Annotated in this window: 17 protein-coding genes and 2 pseudogenes; 13 read left to right on the forward strand and 6 right to left on the reverse strand. The window is 73.2% G+C overall.

From position 1 onward, the window contains the following. Positions 1 to 1,358: 1,358 nt before the first annotated feature. Positions 1,359 to 1,427: pseudogene (locus ACIPN7_RS18380) on the forward strand (hypothetical protein); the annotation flags it as partial. 480 nt (positions 1,428 to 1,907) lie between these two features. On the opposite strand, the gene ACIPN7_RS18385 reads toward ACIPN7_RS18380, so the two are convergent. Next, positions 1,908 to 2,621: a sigma-70 family RNA polymerase sigma factor gene (locus tag ACIPN7_RS18385; protein ID WP_400545273.1), complete on the reverse strand. Its 714-nt coding sequence runs from the start codon at positions 2,619 to 2,621 to the stop codon at positions 1,908 to 1,910. A 188-nt stretch (positions 2,622 to 2,809) separates the two neighbouring features. Here ACIPN7_RS18385 and ACIPN7_RS18390 point away from each other — a divergent pair, with 188 nt between their 5' ends. Together ACIPN7_RS18390 and ACIPN7_RS18395 are read left to right on the forward strand one after the other, a co-directional pair. Beyond that, entirely contained in the window at positions 2,810 to 3,892 is a 1,083-nt protein-coding gene (locus ACIPN7_RS18390; RefSeq protein ID WP_400545276.1) for a DNA polymerase IV, read from the forward strand. A gap of 25 nt (positions 3,893 to 3,917) precedes the next feature. Continuing rightward, positions 3,918 to 4,760 carry a TrmH family RNA methyltransferase gene (locus ACIPN7_RS18395; RefSeq protein ID WP_400545279.1) on the forward strand — a complete coding sequence of 281 codons (843 nt, stop codon included), beginning with the start codon at positions 3,918 to 3,920 and terminating at the stop codon, positions 4,758 to 4,760. A gap of 323 nt (positions 4,761 to 5,083) precedes the next feature. On the opposite strand, the pseudogene ACIPN7_RS18400 reads toward ACIPN7_RS18395, so the two are convergent. Beyond that, a pseudogene (locus tag ACIPN7_RS18400) lies at positions 5,084 to 5,287 on the reverse strand (hypothetical protein); the annotation flags it as partial. 15 nt (positions 5,288 to 5,302) lie between these two features. Here ACIPN7_RS18400 and ACIPN7_RS18405 point away from each other — a divergent pair. Next, positions 5,303 to 6,400, forward strand: coding sequence for a hypothetical protein (locus tag ACIPN7_RS18405; protein ID WP_400545282.1), 1,098 nt, complete (start codon positions 5,303 to 5,305; stop codon positions 6,398 to 6,400). 187 nt (positions 6,401 to 6,587) lie between these two features. Here the strand turns inward: ACIPN7_RS18405 and ACIPN7_RS18410 are convergent, their stop codons facing one another. Next, positions 6,588 to 7,403, reverse strand: a complete 816-nt coding sequence (locus tag ACIPN7_RS18410) for an MHYT domain-containing protein (RefSeq protein ID WP_400545285.1) — start codon at positions 7,401 to 7,403, stop codon at positions 6,588 to 6,590. Between the two features lie 305 nt (positions 7,404 to 7,708). On the opposite strand from ACIPN7_RS18410, the gene ACIPN7_RS18415 reads away from it, so the two are divergent. Further along, on the forward strand, positions 7,709 to 8,686 hold the full coding sequence (locus ACIPN7_RS18415) for a siderophore-interacting protein (RefSeq protein WP_400545288.1): 978 nt from the start codon (positions 7,709 to 7,711) through the stop codon (positions 8,684 to 8,686). Between the two features lie 60 nt (positions 8,687 to 8,746). Here the strand turns inward: ACIPN7_RS18415 and ACIPN7_RS18420 are convergent, their stop codons facing one another. The 3 genes from ACIPN7_RS18420 to ACIPN7_RS18430 form a co-directional block, all read right to left on the reverse strand. Beyond that, complete coding sequence (locus ACIPN7_RS18420) at positions 8,747 to 9,325, reverse strand: YbaK/EbsC family protein (protein ID WP_400545291.1); 579 nt, start codon at positions 9,323 to 9,325, stop codon at positions 8,747 to 8,749. After that, complete coding sequence (locus ACIPN7_RS18425; RefSeq protein ID WP_400545294.1) at positions 9,322 to 9,858, reverse strand: YbhB/YbcL family Raf kinase inhibitor-like protein; 537 nt, start codon at positions 9,856 to 9,858, stop codon at positions 9,322 to 9,324. The genes ACIPN7_RS18420 and ACIPN7_RS18425 overlap by 4 nt, the downstream gene beginning before the upstream one ends. 67 nt (positions 9,859 to 9,925) lie before the next feature. Further along, complete coding sequence (locus ACIPN7_RS18430; RefSeq protein ID WP_400545297.1) at positions 9,926 to 10,555, reverse strand: QsdR family transcriptional regulator; 630 nt, start codon at positions 10,553 to 10,555, stop codon at positions 9,926 to 9,928. A gap of 149 nt (positions 10,556 to 10,704) precedes the next feature. Here ACIPN7_RS18430 and ACIPN7_RS18435 point away from each other — a divergent pair, with 149 nt between their 5' ends. The 8 genes from ACIPN7_RS18435 (at position 10,705) to ACIPN7_RS18470 (ending at position 17,691) form a co-directional block, all read left to right on the forward strand. Further along, complete coding sequence (locus ACIPN7_RS18435) at positions 10,705 to 11,514, forward strand: SDR family oxidoreductase (RefSeq protein WP_400545300.1); 810 nt, start codon at positions 10,705 to 10,707, stop codon at positions 11,512 to 11,514. A 41-nt stretch (positions 11,515 to 11,555) separates the two neighbouring features. Continuing rightward, positions 11,556 to 12,170, forward strand: coding sequence for a TetR/AcrR family transcriptional regulator (locus ACIPN7_RS18440; RefSeq protein ID WP_400545303.1), 615 nt, complete (start codon positions 11,556 to 11,558; stop codon positions 12,168 to 12,170). Between the two features lie 3 nt (positions 12,171 to 12,173). After that, positions 12,174 to 13,220, forward strand: a complete 1,047-nt coding sequence (locus ACIPN7_RS18445) for an NADPH:quinone oxidoreductase family protein (RefSeq protein WP_400545306.1) — start codon at positions 12,174 to 12,176, stop codon at positions 13,218 to 13,220. Further along, positions 13,217 to 13,978, forward strand: coding sequence for an SDR family NAD(P)-dependent oxidoreductase (locus tag ACIPN7_RS18450; RefSeq protein WP_400545309.1), 762 nt, complete (start codon positions 13,217 to 13,219; stop codon positions 13,976 to 13,978). The genes ACIPN7_RS18445 and ACIPN7_RS18450 overlap by 4 nt, the downstream gene beginning before the upstream one ends. Positions 13,979 to 14,137: 159 nt before the next feature. After that, positions 14,138 to 14,938 (forward strand): ABC transporter ATP-binding protein, encoded by an 801-nt coding sequence (locus ACIPN7_RS18455; RefSeq protein WP_400545312.1) that lies wholly within the window; start codon positions 14,138 to 14,140, stop codon positions 14,936 to 14,938. Then, positions 14,935 to 15,657, forward strand: a complete 723-nt coding sequence (locus ACIPN7_RS18460; RefSeq protein ID WP_400545315.1) for an ABC transporter ATP-binding protein — start codon at positions 14,935 to 14,937, stop codon at positions 15,655 to 15,657. The genes ACIPN7_RS18455 and ACIPN7_RS18460 overlap by 4 nt, the downstream gene beginning before the upstream one ends. A gap of 13 nt (positions 15,658 to 15,670) precedes the next feature. Continuing rightward, on the forward strand, positions 15,671 to 16,597 hold the full coding sequence (locus ACIPN7_RS18465) for a branched-chain amino acid ABC transporter permease (RefSeq protein WP_400545317.1): 927 nt from the start codon (positions 15,671 to 15,673) through the stop codon (positions 16,595 to 16,597). Then, complete coding sequence (locus tag ACIPN7_RS18470; RefSeq protein WP_400545320.1) at positions 16,594 to 17,691, forward strand: branched-chain amino acid ABC transporter permease; 1,098 nt, start codon at positions 16,594 to 16,596, stop codon at positions 17,689 to 17,691. The genes ACIPN7_RS18465 and ACIPN7_RS18470 overlap by 4 nt, the downstream gene beginning before the upstream one ends. The last annotated feature ends 4 nt before the right edge of the window (positions 17,692 to 17,695 follow it).

The raw sequence follows: 17,695 nt of genomic DNA on the forward strand, positions 1-17,695 counted from the left end.
CGACGACGGCGTCCAGGCGGTCACGCCGCGCTGGAAGGCCCGGGCTGGTCTCGCCGTGTTCGCCGCCGGGCTGCTGGTCTGGCTGCTGGCGTGCGTCGCCTGCGTCGCCGGGCCGCAGCCGGAGCGGATGCCGGCCCTGATCGGCCTGGACCTGGTGCCCGCGCTGCTCGGCGTCGGCATGGGCGGCATCGCCGCGACGAGCCTCGCGTGGCGCACCACGCGCAGCACCCGGGCCGTCGCGGCGTGGACGGCGGTGCCGGTGGTCGCCACCGCGTGCGTCGCCGTCGTGCTGGTCACCGAGCCGGGCCCGGGGCTGCGCTACCTGCTCGTGGGCGTCGCGCTGCTCGCCGTGCTGAGCCCGGTGGTGGTCGTGCTGGCCGCGATGCTGCTGCGGCGCCGGGCCGCCGAGGGCTGGAACGGCGCCGGGCCGGGCGTGTTCCTGCTGGTCTCCGTCGCGGCGGCGACCGTGTACTCCAGCCTGCTGGTGCTCGGTGTGCAGTGGGTCCTGCGCAGCGGCGAGCACCCCACGCCGGAATCCCTCGACGGCGGCCTGGTGGGCATCGCGCGCACCGTGCCCGACCCCGAGCTCGTGCGGGTCCCGCCGGTCTACACCGAGTTCGGCACGGCGTCGGTGGTGATCGCGCTCGTGTTCGTGGTGCTGCTGCTCGTGGCGGCGGCCGGGCCCTACGTCGTCGACACCCTGCGCTCGCGGGCGCTCTGGATCCCGGGCGCGCCGCGCACGCTCGGGCCGCCGTACGGCCCGGCGGTGCCCGCCTGGCGGGCGGTCGCGGACGCCCCGGACCCCGACGGTGGCGCCAACCCCGTCCTGGAGCGCGTGCTACGGGGCCGGCAGGTCGCGGCCATGTCGCACCGGGTGGAGCTCGCCGTCGGCGCCCTGGCCGCCGCCTGCTACGTCGCGGCCCTGGTGGCCCACATCCCCCTGATCGCCCAGCACGACGGCACCAGGACCGTCCAGGTGCCGCAGTGGCTGTCCTCGCTGGCGGTGCCGGCGCTCGGGGTGCTGGCGGCGACGCTGGTGGCCAGCGCGCTGGCGGGCGCCTCGGGCGGCGTCCCCGGACGCCCCTGGGGGCTGCTGTGGGACCTCCTGTGCTTCCTGCCGCGCAGCGCCCACCCGTTCGGCCCGCCGAGCTACGCGGAGCGCGTGGTGCCCGAGGTGCGCTCCCGCGTGGACGCCTGGCTCACCGGCGCCGACATCGCCGACGACGCCGAGCGCGCACGGGTGGCTCCGCAACGGCGCGTCGTGCTGTCCGCGCACTCGATGGGCGGCGTGCTGGCGGCCGCCGTCATCCTGATCCGGGCGGGCAACCCGGTGGCCGGCACCGCGTCCGACAGCCTGCCCGACAGCGCGCCCGACAGCGCGCCCGACAGCGCGCCCGACAGCGTGGACGGGCGCCTCGGTCTGCTGACCTACGGCGTGCAGCTGCGGCCGTTCTTCGGCCGGTTCTTCCCCGACCTCCTGGGGTCTGCGACGACGGGCCTGCCGCCGAGCACCGGACCCGCCTGGTCGGCGGACCCGTGGGGCGGGCAGGTCGAGGCCGCCGCGGACGCGGCAGGTTCCGGACCCGGGGCCGTTCCGGCGGCGCCGTTGACGCCGGAGGGCCCCGAGCCCGGTTCGGGGGAACAGGCCACGCTGCTGTCGCTGCTGACCTGCGGTGCGAAGCCCGCGTGGGTGAACCTGTGGCGGCGCACCGACTTCCTGGGCTTCCCGGTGATGGGCTACGGGGAGAACGACGTCGACCGCGGGGCGGAGGAGATGGACCGGTCGGCCTATCTCTTCGCGGTGGCGACGCACTCGGGGTATCCGGCGTCGTGGGCGTACCACGAGGCGCTGGACGAGGTGATCGATCGGCTGACGCCGGCCGGGCAGTCGGGTGCCCAGCCGGCGGTCACGCAGCGAGGGGAGCCGGGCTGACGACGTCGCGGAGCCTGGCCAGCGCGGACTCGAGGATCTGCACCACGCGCTCCTTGGTCACGCCGAGGCGGCGGCTGATCTCGTCGAGGGTGCGCGTGGTGCCGTCCAGGAGGCCGAAGCGCATCTCCAGGACCCGGGCCTCGACGGCGTCGAGGTGGGCCAGGGCCTGCCGGACGCGGCGACGCAACAGGTTCTGCTCGGGGGTGGGCCCGGTCGCGCGCTCGGCCTGCTCGGCGGCGGCGACGGCGCGGACGATCGAGCGACGGACCCAGCGGTGGGCGTACGCGGCGAACGTGCCGTGCGCGGGGTCGTACGAGTCGGCGGCGCGGACCAGGCCGACGTTGCCCTCCTGCACGAGGTCCATGAACGGCAGGCGGCCCGCGTAGGAGCCGGCGATCGCCGGGACGAGGCGGAGGTGGGCGAGGACGAGACGCTCCTTCGCGTATTGCCCGTCCTTGACCCTGGTCTCCAGCTGCGCGCGGAGGCTCGGGGAGACCGCGGTGGCGTCGAGGGTGCGCGCGGCGTCCGCTCCGGCGACTGCTCGCTCGAGGAGGGACTCCAGCTGCGCATCGTCCAGCGACGGCGTGCGCTCGATCATTGCCGCGTAGGACTGCGGCAAAGCCGGGTGCGGGGCGGGTTCCTTGCCGCGGCGCGAGCGGGGCGACCGGGAGTTCCTGGTAGTTCTCATCGCAGCTCTCCTCTTGAGTGAGACGAACTTTCCTTGCCCGGAGAATATGGAGTCTTGGTGCTCTGGGGGAAGAGGGAAGAGTTTCGCTGTGAGAGATAACGGGACGATAACGGTGTGCCAGCCGGCTGCCGCGCGGCAACGCGCGTTCCAGGCAGGACAGCCCGGGCCGGCTCCGGGAGACTCGTGCCATGGGTCCGCGTGCCTTCCCCTGGGTGCTGCACGTCGACCTCGACCAGTTCCTGGTCGCGGTCGAGATCCTGCGGCGCCCCGAGCTCGCCGGGAGACAGGTCATCGTGGGCGGGCGCGGCGACCCGGCGGAACGGACAGTGGTCTCGACCGCGTCGTACGAGGCGCGGGAGCTCGGCGTCGGGTCGGGCATGCCGCTGCGGGTCGCGGCCCGCAAGGCGCCGGACGCGATCATCCTGCCCGTCGACCACGAGGCCTACCTCGAGGCCTCCGGGCACGTGATGGACACCCTGCGCGGGCTCGGGATGGTGGTCGAGGTGCTCGGCTGGGACGAGGCGTTCCTCGGCTGCGACGCGGACGACCCGGAGGCCGTCGCCCGCCGGGTGCAGGCGGCCGTCCTCGATGCCACCGGCCTGCACTGCTCGGTCGGCATCGGTGACAACAAGATCCGCGCGAAGATCGCCACCGGGTTCGGCAAGCCCGCAGGGATCTTCCGCCTCACCGAGCAGAGCTGGTTCGACGTGATGGGCCGGCGGCCCACCATCGACCTGTGGGGCGTCGGGCCCAAGGTGTCCAAGCGACTCGCGGCCCACGGCATCGAGACCGTCGCGCACCTCGCCGCGGCCGACGGCGACGTGCTGGTCGCCGAGTTCGGGCCACGCATGGGCGCCTGGTACGGCGACCTGGGCCGGGGGCGCGGCTCCGCCGTCGTCGACGACACACCCTGGGTGGCCCGCGGGCACAGCCGCGAGACCACCTACCAGCGCAACCTCACCACGCCCGAACAGGTGGAGGCGGCGCTGCGGGACCTGGTCACGCAGGTCCACGCCGACACCGAGGCGGAGGGCCGACCGGTCTTCCGGGTGGGCCTCAAGGTGCGCTACGCGCCCTTCTTCACGCGTGACCGCTCGAAGAAGCTCCCGGCGCCGACCCGGTCGCTCGGAGAGGTGACCGCCGCCGTCCTCGCCCTCGCCGAGGGCATGGAGCCGGGCCGCGAGGTACGCCTGCTCGGCGTCCGCGCCGAGATGGTGATGCCCGACGACGGCGACCCCGTCGAGCGCACCCCCGTCCGCGGGCGGATCTGACCGGGCCGTCAGGGAGAATGGATCGGTGACCACCCTCGACGTCGTCCGCATCGACGACCCCGCCGACGAGCGCCTGGCCGACTACAACAGCCTCACGGACGTGGTCCTGCGCTCCAAGCACGAGCCGGCCAAGGGCCTGTACATCGCCGAGAGCTCCACGGTGATCCGGCGGGCGCTCGCGGCGGGCCACCGGCCGCGCTCGTTCCTCATGGCGCCCAAGTGGCTCGACTCGATGAGCGAGGTGATCGCGCAGTCCGGCGCGCCCGTCTACGTCGCCGAGGAGCCGCTGCTCAAGGAGATCACGGGCTTCCACCTGCACCGCGGCGCCCTGGCCGCGATGCACCGGCCGCCGCTGCCCGGCGTGCACGAGCTGCTCGCGGGGGCGCGCGGCGGGGCGGGGGCGCGTCGCGTGGTGATCCTCGAGGACATCGTCGACCACACCAACGTCGGGGCTGCCATGCGCGCGTGCGCGGCCCTGGGCGTCGATGCCGTGCTCTTCACGCCGAGCTGTGCGGACCCCTTGTACCGGCGTGCGGTCAGGGTCTCGATGGGCACCGTGTTCCAGATCCCGTGGACCAGGATCGATCCCTGGCCGGGCGGCATCGAGGCGCTGCACGATCGCGGCTTCACCGTGGCCGCCCTGGCGCTGGAGGACGACTCGATCTCGTTGGACGACCTGGTGGCGACTCCTCCCGAGAAGCTTGCGCTGGTGCTCGGCACCGAAGGCGACGGCCTGAAAGCCAGCACGATCGCCAACTGCGACCTGACCGTTCGGATCCCGATGTCCGGGGGAGTGGACTCGCTGAACGTCGCATCGGCCGTTGCTGTAGCCGCATGGGCGACGCGCGTGCCGGACGACGGGCGCTGACTCCTCGACCCGGACGGCTCGCCAACCTCGACAAGGCTCGGGCTACGTCGTGGCCGTGAACCTGGCCGCTGTCTTGGCTGGTAGGGGATCGGGCTGTTGCGGGGATCGGTGTGGCAGCCGATCTGGTAGCGGCTGCGCGGCGTGCGCCCGTTGGCGGGGCCGGTTCTGACGGGTGCCGGTGGTGCGGGCGCGACCGAGACGTAGGTGTGCCCCGTCGGTGTCACCGTCTCCACCGCGTCCCGGCCACTGATCTGGGTGGTCTTCTGCCGCCATCCCGGTGCCTGCTTGGCGTGGTTGCAGCGGGCGCACAGGCCCTGCCCGTTGTCCAGGCTGGTCGCACCGCCCTCTGCGTATGGGGTGACATGGTCCAGGTGCCGGACCGGGGCGTCACACCACGAGCTCGCGCAGATGCCCTGCTCCCGGGCACGCAGGAGCGCGGCCAGGCCGTGGGGGTGGAACCTTGATGTCGACGTCGTGGCCAACAACCTGCCGTGCGGGCTGACATAGATCGAGCGCAGCCACGCCATGTCGGTGTCGATCGCATGCGCCGCCAGGTTGCGGGCGACCGGGCCCGGGATCGTGCCCACGCCCGCGGAAGTCCCTTCAAGGACCACAGCGGGTTCGTTCCCACCGGTCAGGAGGGTCTGGTCGGAGACGAGCAGGTTGATCGTGACCGGGACATCGCCAGCGCGGCCGGGTTCGCGGCCGGTGACGCGTTCGATCAGGGTGTCGGCCATGATCTGACCCGCACCCCGCTCGTCACCGGCCGCCTTGGCGGTCTCGGCGTGAGCCTTCAGTTGGGCATACGCCTGCACGCCCTCGTGCATGGGGACCAGCGCCGTCAGGTAGACCATCAGGTCGGGTGCGGGCCGCACGGAGACTCGCCGCTCCGAGACGGCCTTCGCGTTGCGGTTCACGCACGCGTGCACGTCCAGCCGGGCGGCGAGTTCCTTGATCCGGGCGACCAGGCGGCGGGTGCCCATCCGGGCCAACTGTGCCAGGTGCGCCGGGCCGCAGATCTCCTCATCGATCAGGCGGCGATGCTCCACGGACAGGTGAGACGTCTCGCGGACCAGGAGCGTGGCCCGCCACGGCGACAACACCCCGGCCTGCAAGGCGTTGAAGGTGTGCGGCATCTGCGTGACCCAGACTCTCGCGGTGCTCAGGAACCCGGCACCCGCGTGCGGGCTCACCCGCAGCGCGGCACCGACCTGGTTGGGCACACCACGACCCCGCCGCTCCGCACGGATGCTCTGCATCGCTTCGTCGGCCCGCGTGGCATCGTCCAGCACCACAGCGAGGCGAGCCTGCGTCGCCGTGACCGCGTTCTTCAACGCCTCCAGCTCACCGAGCAGGTCCACCCATTCGGCCTGAACAGGTGGCGTGCCTCCGCCCCGGCGAGCACCCCCGCCGGCACCAGTGACCGCATCGCCGTCGGCGGCACCCGGCAGGGCCATGCCCGCCAGCATCCGACGCACCTCCCGTACACGGGCAGCATCCACCACCGTGGCATCAGCGACCCCGGCAAGGACGACAGACCCGGACGGCACGCCGACCCCGGGCAGCACCGACCCAGCAGACGACTCATCGCCTGCCGAAGCTGGTACCACCACTGTCCGCGTCATGCCATCAACCTATGACACACGCGTTCGCACTGCTCGCCGGACTGACCCCGTCTGCCAACAGCAGAAACCCGATACCCGCCTTGCTCGCGGACCCGGTGGACACGTGCCACATCGAGTGCGGTCGAGGCGGCGAGTCGCAGACCTGGTGGTGCGCAGGCCCGACGGCGGGCGGCGTCGACTCCCTCGCCGCCGCCGCGCCGGCTCAGAGCAGCTGGGACCGGCGGGGAGCGGCGGTCTCGCGCTGGAGCTCGTCCTGGCGGCCCTGCCAGCCCTTGAACTTCTCCTGCGCCTCCATCTCCTGGGGGCTGGGCGCCAGCCCGACCACCAGGAGCATCATGATCGTGCTGATCGTGACGCCGATGATGAGCGGCCCTAGGAGCGCTCCCACACCGATGCCGGTGTCGATCGGCATGATCGCGTTGGTCTCCTCCGCCCGCATGGCCGCCATGCCCGTGTAGTGCATGCCGGAGACGGCGAGGCCCATGATGACCGTCGCACCCGCGCCGGCCGCGAAGTTGCGCACCTTCGCGGAGAGCCAGAGGCCCGCCGTCGCGGCGACGACCCCGATGACCACCGAGGCGATGACGGTGGGGATGTTGTAGGTGATCTCCACGCCCACGTGCAGGGCGCGCATACCGAGGTAGTGCATGGCGGCGATGCCCAGGCCGGTGATGAGGCCGCCCGCGACCAGGGCGACCGGGCCGACGCCCGCGGTCCGGACGATGAAGAGGCCGAGGCCTACGACGACGATGGCGAGCAGGCCGCTCGCCAGCGTCAGCGGGACGTCGAACCGGGTCTCGGTGCCGCGCACGTAGAAGCCGAGCATGGCGACGAAGTGCATCACCCAGATGCCCGTGCCGCCGATCGAGATCGCGCCGAGGCCGAGCCAGGCGACGCTCGCGAAGCCATGGGTCACGCGGGCGCGGGCCGTACAGGTCAGGCCGACGGCGCAGCCGGCGCACGAGAGCAGGAACGAGAGGACGGGGGTGACCCAGCCCAGCGCGAAGTGGTCGATCATGTCCTTCTCCAGCGAGTGCAGAGTGTGCAAGGGGGGTGCGACCCGCCGCCGCTCAGGGAAGGACGTCGCACGGACATCGAAGCGGTTCGGATCATCGCCAAGTTAGCGGGTCTATGGGCCGAGATGCACTGTTTGTACAGGGTTAATTTCACGCAGCAAGGGGTGATCTTTTGGGTCCGTGTGCCGCGACTTTTCCCCGGGTTTCCGTTCCCCGCGCGCGCTGCGCCCACGCTGTGACGCAGGTCCCGTCCCACGCTCCGGAGGGAGTGGAACAGGCCCGGCAAAGTTAGGTTAGGCTCACCGTCGTGACCATCAAGACCGACGGGCTCGACGTCAAGCCCTCGCGAATGTTCGATGTCCAGGTCGCGCGTGTGACGCGCCTGTGCCCGTCCTTCGTCCGGTTCACCTTCACGGGTCCGGACCTGGACAAGTTCGCGGACAACGGCCGTGACCAGCGCATCAAGCTGCTGCTCCCGTCGCCCCAGGGCGGCTGGGACGCCCTGCGCCGCGACGACCCCGACTGGTACGCCGCGTGGCGCATGCTCCCCGACGAGCACCGCAACCCGATGCGCACCTACACGGTCCGCACCGTGCGGCAGAACATGCGCGAGGTCGACGTCGACGTCGTGATGCACGGTGACACCGGCCCCGCGTCCCGCTGGGCCCTGACGGCTGCCGCGGGCGACCCCCTGGTCATCATGGGTCCCAACGCGGAGTACGACGGCGTGCACGGCGGCGTCGAGTTCGCCCCGCCGGCGTCCGGCCACGCGCTGCTGCTGGCCGGTGACGAGACCGCGGTGCCCGCCATCGCGGCCATCTGCGAGTCCCTGCCCGAGGACGCCGTGGGCGAGGTCTTCCTCGAGGTGCCCCACCCCGAGGACGGCTGGCAGCTCGGCGCGCCGGAGGGTGTGCGCGTGCACTGGCTGGCCCGCGACGGGCGCGAGCACGGCGACGTGCTGGTCCCGGCCGTGCAGGCCGCCGCCGACCGGCTGCTCGCGATGGGTGTGCGGCCGTCGCCGGACACCTCGCCGGCGCTGACCGCCGCGGGTGTGGACCTGTCAGGCGAGGCGGACGACGTCGACATCGACACGGGCATCCTCTGGGAGGTGCCGGTCGACGAGGCGGGCCGCCCCCTGGCGCAGGACACCGTGCTGTACGCGTGGCTCGCGGGCGAGGCGGGCGTGATCAAGACGCTGCGCCGCTACCTCGTCAACGAGTGCCAGGTGGACCGCAAGTCCGTGGCGTTCATGGGCTACTGGCGCAAGGGCCGCGCGGAGAACTGATCCCGCGGCGTACGAGCCCACGAACCGCGTCGACCGTGCCGGTCGACGCGGTTCGTCGTCTCAGCGCAGGACGCCCAGGTCCTCGACCACCTCGACGCCCGGCATGACGCAGAGCAGCGGCCCGGGCATGAGCAGCTTGGAGCGCCGGACGCCGGACCCCATCAGCGCCATGGTGCCGTCCTGCGTGAACCGGGAGTCGACGAGCACGCGGTAGTGCCCGGGCAGGCCCACGGGCGTGATGCCGCCGTACTCCATGCCGGAGTCGGCCACGGCGCGGTCGGTCGGCAGGAACGACGCCTTGCGCACGTCGAGCAGCTTGCGCACGCGCTTGTTGACGTCGGCGAACGTGCTGGCGGGCACGACACAGGCCGCGATGCGCTCCTCCTCGGCCCGCTTGCCGGCCACCAGCACGCAGTTGGCCGAGGCCTCGGGCGGCAGGTCGTGCAGCTCGTTGAGCGTGGCGGTGTCGGCGTGGTCCGGGTCGATCTCGGTGACCGCGACCTGACCGGTGACCCGCTCGTCGGCGGCGGCCCAGGCGGCCAGCGCCGCGCGGACGGGCTCGGCGAGGAGCTCCGGGTGGTCGAGCGCGGGCACCCAGGCGAGGTCGCCCAGCGTCGGCAGGGTGGCGTGGTCGCTCATCGGCTGTACGTCGCCGTCAGCGTGGCGCGGCCCAGCAGGTGGAAGTACACGTTGAACGCCACCTGTGCGTTGGTGCTGTCCGGCCCCAGGCCGAGCGCGCCGGGCTCGGTGTCCAGCGCGTGCACGGCGAAGATGTACCGGTGCGGGTGGTCGCCGGGCGGCGGGCCGGCGCCCTCGAAGCCCGGGGTGCGGCCGTCGCTGCGGGTCTGGAACGCGCCGGCGGGCAGCCCCGATCCGTCGGGTGTGCCCGCGCCGGTCTCCAGCGACGTCACGTCGGCCGGCAGGTCGCCCACGGTCCAGTGGTGGTAGCCCATCGGCGTCGGCGCGTCCGGGTCGAAGCAGGTCACGACGAACGACCGGGTGCCCTCGGGGAAGCCGCTCCACTCGAGCGCGGGCGAGATGTTCCGGGCGTGCACGGCGTGCGCGTCCGGCATGCGCTCACCGTCGATCAGGTCGGTGCTCTTCAGCGCGAAGACGGCGGGCGCGGGCAGCAGCGTGTACGGGTCCGGCGGGTAGGGACGAGTGAAATCCATGGCCCCACTCTGCCGAACCGGCGGGTCAGGTGCCAGCAACCACCCCGCCGGCCGCGCGGGAGCCCGCTCAGGTGACCCGGAGCAGGTGGCGGAACGCCGTGCGGGCGCGCGCCGGGCTGGGCTCGTCGCCGGTGATGAGGTCGGCGTAGGTGAGCGACTCCGAGACCCGCACCAGCAGGTACGCCAGCTCCTCGGGCGTGATGGTGCCGCCGAAGGGCGTCTCGCCCAGGTCGCGGACCACGAGCCACTCGACGGTCGCGACGAAGCGGCGCTGGATCGGGCTGTCCGCGGTGGTGAGCAGACGCAGGGAGCGGGCCGGCTCGCGGCGCAGGAACGCGCGGAAGTAGTCGGCCACGATGAGGTCGTGCGCGAACGTGGTCAGCAGGTCCGCGAGCCGCTCGGCGCCGGTCAGGTGCTCGGTCGCGTGCTCCGCCTGTACCAGCGTGGGCACGGCGAGCGACCACAGCACCTCGGACAGCAGGGCGTCGCGGTTGCCGACCCAGCGGAACACCGACGTTCGGTCCACGCCGAGCTGTGTGGCCAGGGGGCCCATGTCGATGCGGTAGCCCTCGATGAAGGTGTCCCGCGCCAGGTCGAGCACGCGCTGCGCCTCGGGGTGCTTGGCCAGCCGGGCGGACAGGCGGCTCGGCGCCGCGTCGAGCCCCACCGTCGCGATGCTCGACGTCGTTGTCGTCATCAGGTCATCCAACCGCTGGACCGGCGTCCCGTGCAACACAATGCAGAATGATGCATACGGGACATCCCTCTCTGAACAGCACTCTATCCCCGGGTGTGGGGGCGTGCTACGGTCCTCGTACAAACCGACCAGACGGTACGGAGGTACGCGTGGCTGACGACGACGTCGCCGAAGGCTTCGGGAGCGGGTCCGAGGGTGGGCCCGGGCGCAGGTTCGAGGGCCGCGTCGCGCTCGTGACGGGGGCCAGCCGGGGGATCGGCCTCGCGGTGGCCCGCCGGATCGTGGCCGAGGGTGGCCGGGTGGCCATCACCGGCCGCGACGCCGGGACCCTGGACGACGCCGTGGCCAGGCTCGGTGCGGACCGCGCCCTGGGCGTGGCGGGCAAGGCGGACGACGCCGAGCACCGCGCCGCCACGATCGCCCGTACCGTGGAGCGCTTCGGACGGCTGGACCACCTGGTGAACAACGCGGGGATCAACCCGGCGTACGGACCGCTCGCGGGGCTCGAGACGGGTGTGGCCCGCAAGATCCTCGAGGTGAACGTGATCGCCGCGCTGGAGTGGACCCGGGAGGCGGTCGACTCGGCTGCGCCCACCGGGAGCCCGCTCCGCTCGATCGTGAACATGGCGTCGGTGGCGGGCACGGCGTCGGGCCCCAACATCGCCTTCTACGGCGTGTCCAAGGCGGCCCTCATCAACCTCACGGTCCAGCTCGCCGACGAGCTCGCCCCGGCCACGCGCGTCAACGCGCTGGCGCCCGCCGTGGTCAAGACGCGGCTGGCCCGCGCCCTCTACGAGGGTCGCGAGGAGCAGGCGGCCGCCGCCTACCCGCTGCGCCGGCTCGGGGTGCCGGACGACGTCGCGGGTCCTGCCGCCTTCCTCCTGTCCGACGACGCCGCGTGGGTCACCGGCCAGACCCTCCTGGTCGACGGCGGCGCGAGCGTGCGGACCGCCCTGTGAGCCGGCCGATGAATGTGGTGGCGACGGTGAAGGATGAGCCCATGCGCACCACGAACGTCCAGGACCAGGTTCTCCGAGCCGCTCTCGACCTCTTCTCCACCCGGGGCTACGCGACCACGAGCGTCCAGGAGATCGTCGCGGCGGCCGGCGTCACCAAGGGGGCGATGTACCACTACTTCGCCTCCAAGGACGACCTGCTGTTCGCGATCTACGACCGGCTGCTGTCGCTGCAGAAGGCGCGCCTCGACGAGATCGTGGCGACGGGTGCCCAGCGGGGCGACGGTGTCGAGGACGTGCTCCGGGCCGTCTGCGTGGACGTGATCTCGACGTCCATCGAGTTCCTGCCCGAGGGCACCGTCTTCACGCGCAGCCAGCACATGCTCATGCCGGAGCGTCAGGCGGAGGTCAAGCGGCGCCGGCGCGAGTACCACGAGGAGTTCGAGGCGCTGCTCCGGCGCGGTATCCAGGAGGGGGCGTTCCGTGACGACGTGCCCACCGCGATGCTCATCGCGCACTTCTTCTCCGACGTGCACTACCTGTCCCAGTGGTACTCGTCCGAGGGGCCGCTGACGGCCGGCCAGGTGGCGGAGCAGCTCACCGAGCTGTTCCTGCGCGGCATCAGGGCAGCGGCATCAGAGGACTCAGGAAAGGACTGACACGTGAGCGTACACACGGCGATGAGGGCGTGGCGGGTGGTCTCCCACGGGGAGCCCGAACAGGTGATGGAGCAGCACGACGTGCCGGTCCCCGAACCCCGTCAGGGCGAGGTGCTGCTGCGCGTGCGGGCCGTCGCGGTGAACTTCCCCGACGTCCTCCTGGCTCGCGGCGAGTACCAGGAGCGGCCCGAGCTGCCCTTCGTGCCGGGGATCGAGCTGTGCGGCGACGTCGTCGCGCTGGGTCCCGGCGTGACCGAGGGGGAGCGGGTGCGGGTCGGCGACCGCGTCGTCGGCTCGAAGATCGGGGTGCTGGCGCAGTACGCGACGGTGCCGGTCCAGGCGGTGCACCCGGCACCGTCGGCCCTGGACGACGCGCAGGCCGCCGCCCTGACGATCGCGTACCAGACCGCGTGGTTCGGGCTGCACCAGCGGGGCGGGCTGCAGGCCGGCCAGACGCTGCTGGTGCACGCCGCCGCGGGCGGCGTCGGCACCGCCGCGTGCCAGCTCGGCAAGGCCGCCGGCGCGCGCGTGGTCGGGGTGGTGGGCAGCGAGGCGAAGGTGGCGGCGGCCCGTGCGGCGGGCGCCGACGAGGTCTTCCTGCGCGACGACGACTGGGTCGCCGAGCTGCGCGAGCCCGGCGTCGACGTGGTGTTCGACCCGGTGGGCGGCGACTCGTTCGAGCGCTCGACCCGGTGCATCGCGTTCGAGGGGCGGATCGTCGTGGTCGGGTTCGCGGGCGGGCAGATGCCCACCGTCCGGGCCGACCTCGCGCTGGTGAAGAACTACGGCGTGCTCGGCCTGCACTGGGCGCTGTACCAGAAGCGCCGACCCGACCTGGTGGACGCCGCGCACGCCGAGCTGGACAAGCTCGCCGCCTCGGGCGCGCTGCGCCCGGTGCTGAGCGACGTCGTCGGGTTCGACCAGGCGCCCGCCGCGGTGGCGCGGCTGGCCGGCGGCGCGACGACGGGCCGGCTCGTGGTCCGGGTGGCGGACGACGCGGTGATCACGAGCGACGCCACGAGCGGCGCGGACGGAGAGGTGGCGGCATGACCGGGCCGAGCGTTGCGGCGCTCCACGACCTGACCGGCCGGGTGGCACTCGTGACGGGCGGCGCGCGCGGTATCGGCGAGGCGTACGTGCGCGTCCTGCACGACGCCGGGGCGAGCGTGGTGATCACCGACGTCCTGGACGCCGAGGGTCAGGCGCTGGCCGACGGGCTGGGGGACCGGGTGCGGTTCGAGCACCTGGACGTGACCGACGAGGAGGCGTGGGACCGGGTGGTCGGCCAGGTGGTCGACGAGCTCGGCGGCGTCGACGTGCTGGTCAACAACGCGGGCATCGCGAACGCCGCGCCGATCGAGCACTTCACGCTCGCCAAGTGGAACGCCGTGATGGCGGTCAACGCGACCGGCGTGTTCCTGGGCTGCCGGGCCGTGGTGCCCGCGATGAAGGCCGCCGGGCGCGGCTCGATCATCAACATCTCCTCGGTCGAGGGGCTGCGCGGCAGCTGGAGCCTGCACGGGTACACGGCCTCCAAGTTCGCGGTGCGGGGCCTGACCAAGTCGCTCGCCGTCGAGCTGGGCAAGGACGGTATCCGGGTGAACTCGGTGCACCCAGGCCTGATCCTCACCGAGATGAGCGTGAAGATCGACCCCGACGCGCTGGTGATCCCGCTCGGCCGGCCGGGCGTGCCGGACGACCTCGCCGGGACGATCCTGTTCCTCGCGAGCGACGCGTCGGCGTGGATCTCCGGCCAGGAGATCGTGGTGGACGGCGGTATGACGAGCGGGATCCCGCACCGCGGCTGAGGCGCGGGCGGGCAGGAGCGGGGCAGGGGCAGGGCAGGGCCTGGCAGGTCGGGTGGCACACGTACAGGCATGTGTCGCAAACATACCGGCCGGTCGGTTTTTCAGAGAGAGTTCCGGCACGTTGCAGTGCCGCAACCGGTCCGACACGCAGAGGTGCCGATGACGACGACGTCGAGCAACACAGAGCAAGACCACGCGGAAGACAGCCCGCCCCGGCTGGCGGTCTCGGGGCTGACCGTGACGTTCGGCGGGCTCACCGCCCTGGACGACGTGTCCTTCACCGTGGGCGACGGCGAGACCGTCGCGCTCATCGGACCCAACGGCGCCGGCAAGACCACGGTCTTCAACGCCGTGTGCGGCCTGGTGCGCACCCGGCGGGGCGAGATCCGCGTGGGTGGCGTGCCCGCGCCGTCGTCGGCCACCGGGCTGCTGGGGGCCGGGGTCTCCCGGACCCTGCAGGGCCTGGGGCTGTTCGACCACCTCACCGTGCTGGAGAACGTGCTGGTGCCGCTCACCAGCGTCGGTACGAGCGGGGGTGCCCGCGCGGACGCCGCCCGGGAGGTGCTCGGCGCCCTCGGTCTGGGCGCTTCGGCCGCCGTACCGGCCGGCACCCTGCCGTACCCCGAGCGCAAGCGCGTGGCGCTGGCCCGCGCCCTGGTCACCCGGCCGCGGCTCCTGCTGCTCGACGAGCCCGCGGGCGGGCTCGGCGCCGCCGACATCGACCAGCTCGCGCAGACCGTGCGCACCGTGTCCGACGGCGGCTGCGCCGTGCTGCTCGTGGAGCATCACGTCGACTTCGTGATGGACGTGGCCGACCGCGTGGTGGTGCTCGACTTCGGGCACGTCATCGCGTGCGGGACGCCGGACGAGGTGCGGCGAGACCCTGCCGTCGAGGAGGCCTACCTCGGGGTCCCGGCATCGACGGTCGAGCCTGTCGAGACCAGGAGGCCGAGCGCATGAGCACCCTGACCGTCGAGAAGCTCACCGTCGGCCACGGCGACGGCGCCCCCGTCCTGGACGGGCTCGAGCTCGAGGTGCCCGACGGCGCCGTCGTCGCCCTGCTCGGGGCCAACGGCGCGGGCAAGACGACACTCCTGCGCTCCCTGGTCGGCCTGTTGCCCGCCCGCGGCGGCCGCGTGCTGCTCGACGGCGCCGACCTGACGCACCTCAGCACCGAGGACCGGGTGCGGCGCGGCCTCGCCCTGGTCCCCGAGGGACGCAGCGTGGTCGTCGAGCTGACCGTCGCGGAGAACCTCCGGCTCGGCGCGCTCTGGAAGACGGGGCGGAGGGGCGGGGCGCGCGAGGCCGCCGTCGGGCGGATGTACGAGCTGTTCGAACCGCTGGCCCGACGCCGCGACGCCGCCGGCCACACCCTGTCCGGCGGCGAGCGGCAGATGCTCGCGCTCGCCCGGGCCCTGGTCGGCGAGCCCGACGTGCTCCTGCTCGACGAGCCGTCCCTCGGGCTGGCGCCGCTCGTCGTGGCCCAGCTGCTCGGCGTGCTGCGCGACCAGGCGGAGGCCACCGGCCTCACCGTGCTCCTGGCCGAGCAGAACGTCACCGGCGCGCTGTCGGTCGCCGACCGCGGCGTCGTCCTGTCCCTGGGGGAGGTCGTCGCCGACCGCCCGGCCGCCGCGCTGGCCGCCGACCCCGCCCTCCGCCACGCCTACCTCGGGTTCTGACATGGGTTCTCAGATGGGTTCCCACATGGCGACCGAGGCGGCCATCCAGATGGGTCCCGCCGTGGAAAGACTCGTGTTCCTCCTGTCGACCGGGCTGGCGCGCGGCGCCGTCCTCGCGCTCTTCGCGCTCTCGCTCGTGATCGTCTACCGGGCCGCGCGGGCGGTGAACTTCGCCCAGGCCGCGATGGCGATCGTGCCCGTGTACGTCGCGTTCGCGGTCACCTCGGCCAGCGGCTCGTACTGGCTCGGGCTGGCCTCCGCGGTGGTCGTCGGGGCGCTGCTGGGCGCCGTCGTCGAACGATGGCTCCTGCGCCTCGTGCCCCAGGACACCCCGCTGCCCGGCATCATCGTGGCCATCGGCCTGGTCATGGTGCTCCAGGCCGGGCTCGCCATCGCCTTCGGGCCCGACCACCGGCCCGTGCACGCGCCGTTCTCCCAGCGGCCCTTCGAGGTCGCCGGGATCAACGTGCTCAGCCCCTACGACCTGTTCGTGCTGGTCGTGGCCGCCGTCGTCATGTGCGGGTTCGCGATCCTGTTCAACCGCACCTCCATCGGCCTCCAGCTGCGCGCCGCCGCCTTCGCCCCCGAGACCTCCCGGCTGCTGGGCGTCCGCGTGCCCCGCATGGTCACCCTCGGCTGGATGCTGTCGATCGCCACCGCGGCGCTCGCGGCCCTGCTGCTGGTGCCCACCGGGCTCGGCCTGGACCCCCACGCCGCCGACGTGCTGTTCGTCAACGCCTTCGCCGCCGCCGTCATCGGCGGGCTGGACTCGCCCGTCGGGGCGTTGGTCGCCGGCCTGGTGGTGGGGGTGCTAGCGAGCCTGGTGACCGGGTACGCGTCGGCCGCGACGGCGCCGCTGGCGGTGCTCGCCCTGCTCACCGTCGTGCTGCTGGTGCGGCCGCACGGGCTCTTCGCGGCGAGGGAGGCGCGGGCGGCATGAGGAACCACGACCTGAGGACCCGCGGCACGAGACTCCTGCTGCGCGCCGGCCTGCTCACCCTGCTGGCCCTGGGCGCCACCTTCCTGCTCGACCCCTACCGCAACTACCAGCTCGCGACCTCCGCCGGGGTGTTCGCGGCCGTCGCGGGGCTCACCCTCCTCGTCGGGCTCACCGGGCAGCTCTCCCTCGGGCACGCGGTGCTCATGGCCGCCGGCGGGTACGGATACGCCCTGACCGCGACCTGGGTGGCGGGCGCGCTGGCGGGGGCGGAGGGCGCGGTGGCCGACGGCGACGTCGGCTGGCTGCTGCCCCTGCTCGCCGGGGTGGCCGGTGCGCTCGTGGTCTCGGGGGTGCTCGGCCTGCTCCTCGGGCTCGCGGCGGCCCGGCTGCGCGGCCCGTACCTCGCGGGCCTGACGCTCGCCCTGGTGATCGCGCTGCCGTCCGCCGCGAGCACGATCCCCGGGCTGTCGGGGGCGCAGGGGATCAGCGCCCCGTTCGTCCCCGTCCCCGACGCGCTGGCCGCCCTCATCGCGGTGGAGCAGTGGCACGCCTGGCTCGCGATCGTCGTGACCGCCTGCGCGGTCACGCCCCTGGTCGCCCTGCGCGCCGGGCGCGCCGGCCTGCGCATGCGTGCGGTGCACGACGACGAGACGGCGTCCCGCCTCGCCGGCGTCGACCCCGGCCGGGTCAAGGCCGGGGCGTTCGTGGTCAGCTCGCTCGCCGCGGGCCTGGGCGGCGCGGTGCTCGCGATCGTCACGCAGCAGGTCAGCCCGGGGGCGTACGGGCTCGGGTTCTCGCTGCTGCTCGTGGTCGCCGCCGTGGTCGGCGGGCTCGGCTCGCTCGGGGGCGCCGCCATCGGGGCGGTGCTCGTGACGCTGCTGCCCTGGGTGGTCGACCAGGCCACGGCCGGGCTGCCCGCCGACCTCGGGCACCGCCTGCAGGGCAACCTCGAGATCGTCCTGTTCGGCGTGGTCGTCATCGTCGTCACGGTGCTGTGGCCCGGCGGGCTGGCCCGGCTCCGCACGACCAAGAAGCTCTTCCGCAGCACGCAGCTCTCCCAGAACCCGCAGCTTTCCAAGAACACAGAGAGGTGATCGG

Source organism: Promicromonospora sp. NPDC090134 (genome assembly GCF_044746965.1).
Lineage (GTDB): Bacteria > Actinomycetota > Actinomycetes > Actinomycetales > Cellulomonadaceae > Promicromonospora.

Coding starts and splice junctions, on each gene's coding strand:
- ACIPN7_RS18385 (WP_400545273.1), bottom strand. CDS start 2,621: ATGAGAACTACCAGGAACTCCCGGTCGCCCCGCTCGCGCCGCGGCAAG.
- ACIPN7_RS18390 (WP_400545276.1), top strand. CDS start 2,810: ATGGGTCCGCGTGCCTTCCCCTGGGTGCTGCACGTCGACCTCGACCAG.
- ACIPN7_RS18405 (WP_400545282.1), top strand. CDS start 5,303: ATGCGCCGCCAGGTTGCGGGCGACCGGGCCCGGGATCGTGCCCACGCC.
- ACIPN7_RS18410 (WP_400545285.1), bottom strand. CDS start 7,403: ATGATCGACCACTTCGCGCTGGGCTGGGTCACCCCCGTCCTCTCGTTC.
- ACIPN7_RS18420 (WP_400545291.1), bottom strand. CDS start 9,325: ATGAGCGACCACGCCACCCTGCCGACGCTGGGCGACCTCGCCTGGGTG.
- ACIPN7_RS18425 (WP_400545294.1), bottom strand. CDS start 9,858: ATGGATTTCACTCGTCCCTACCCGCCGGACCCGTACACGCTGCTGCCC.
- ACIPN7_RS18430 (WP_400545297.1), bottom strand. CDS start 10,555: ATGACGACAACGACGTCGAGCATCGCGACGGTGGGGCTCGACGCGGCG.
- ACIPN7_RS18440 (WP_400545303.1), top strand. CDS start 11,556: ATGCGCACCACGAACGTCCAGGACCAGGTTCTCCGAGCCGCTCTCGAC.
- ACIPN7_RS18450 (WP_400545309.1), top strand. CDS start 13,217: ATGACCGGGCCGAGCGTTGCGGCGCTCCACGACCTGACCGGCCGGGTG.
- ACIPN7_RS18455 (WP_400545312.1), top strand. CDS start 14,138: ATGACGACGACGTCGAGCAACACAGAGCAAGACCACGCGGAAGACAGC.
- ACIPN7_RS18460 (WP_400545315.1), top strand. CDS start 14,935: ATGAGCACCCTGACCGTCGAGAAGCTCACCGTCGGCCACGGCGACGGC.
- ACIPN7_RS18465 (WP_400545317.1), top strand. CDS start 15,671: ATGGGTTCCCACATGGCGACCGAGGCGGCCATCCAGATGGGTCCCGCC.
- ACIPN7_RS18470 (WP_400545320.1), top strand. CDS start 16,594: ATGAGGAACCACGACCTGAGGACCCGCGGCACGAGACTCCTGCTGCGC.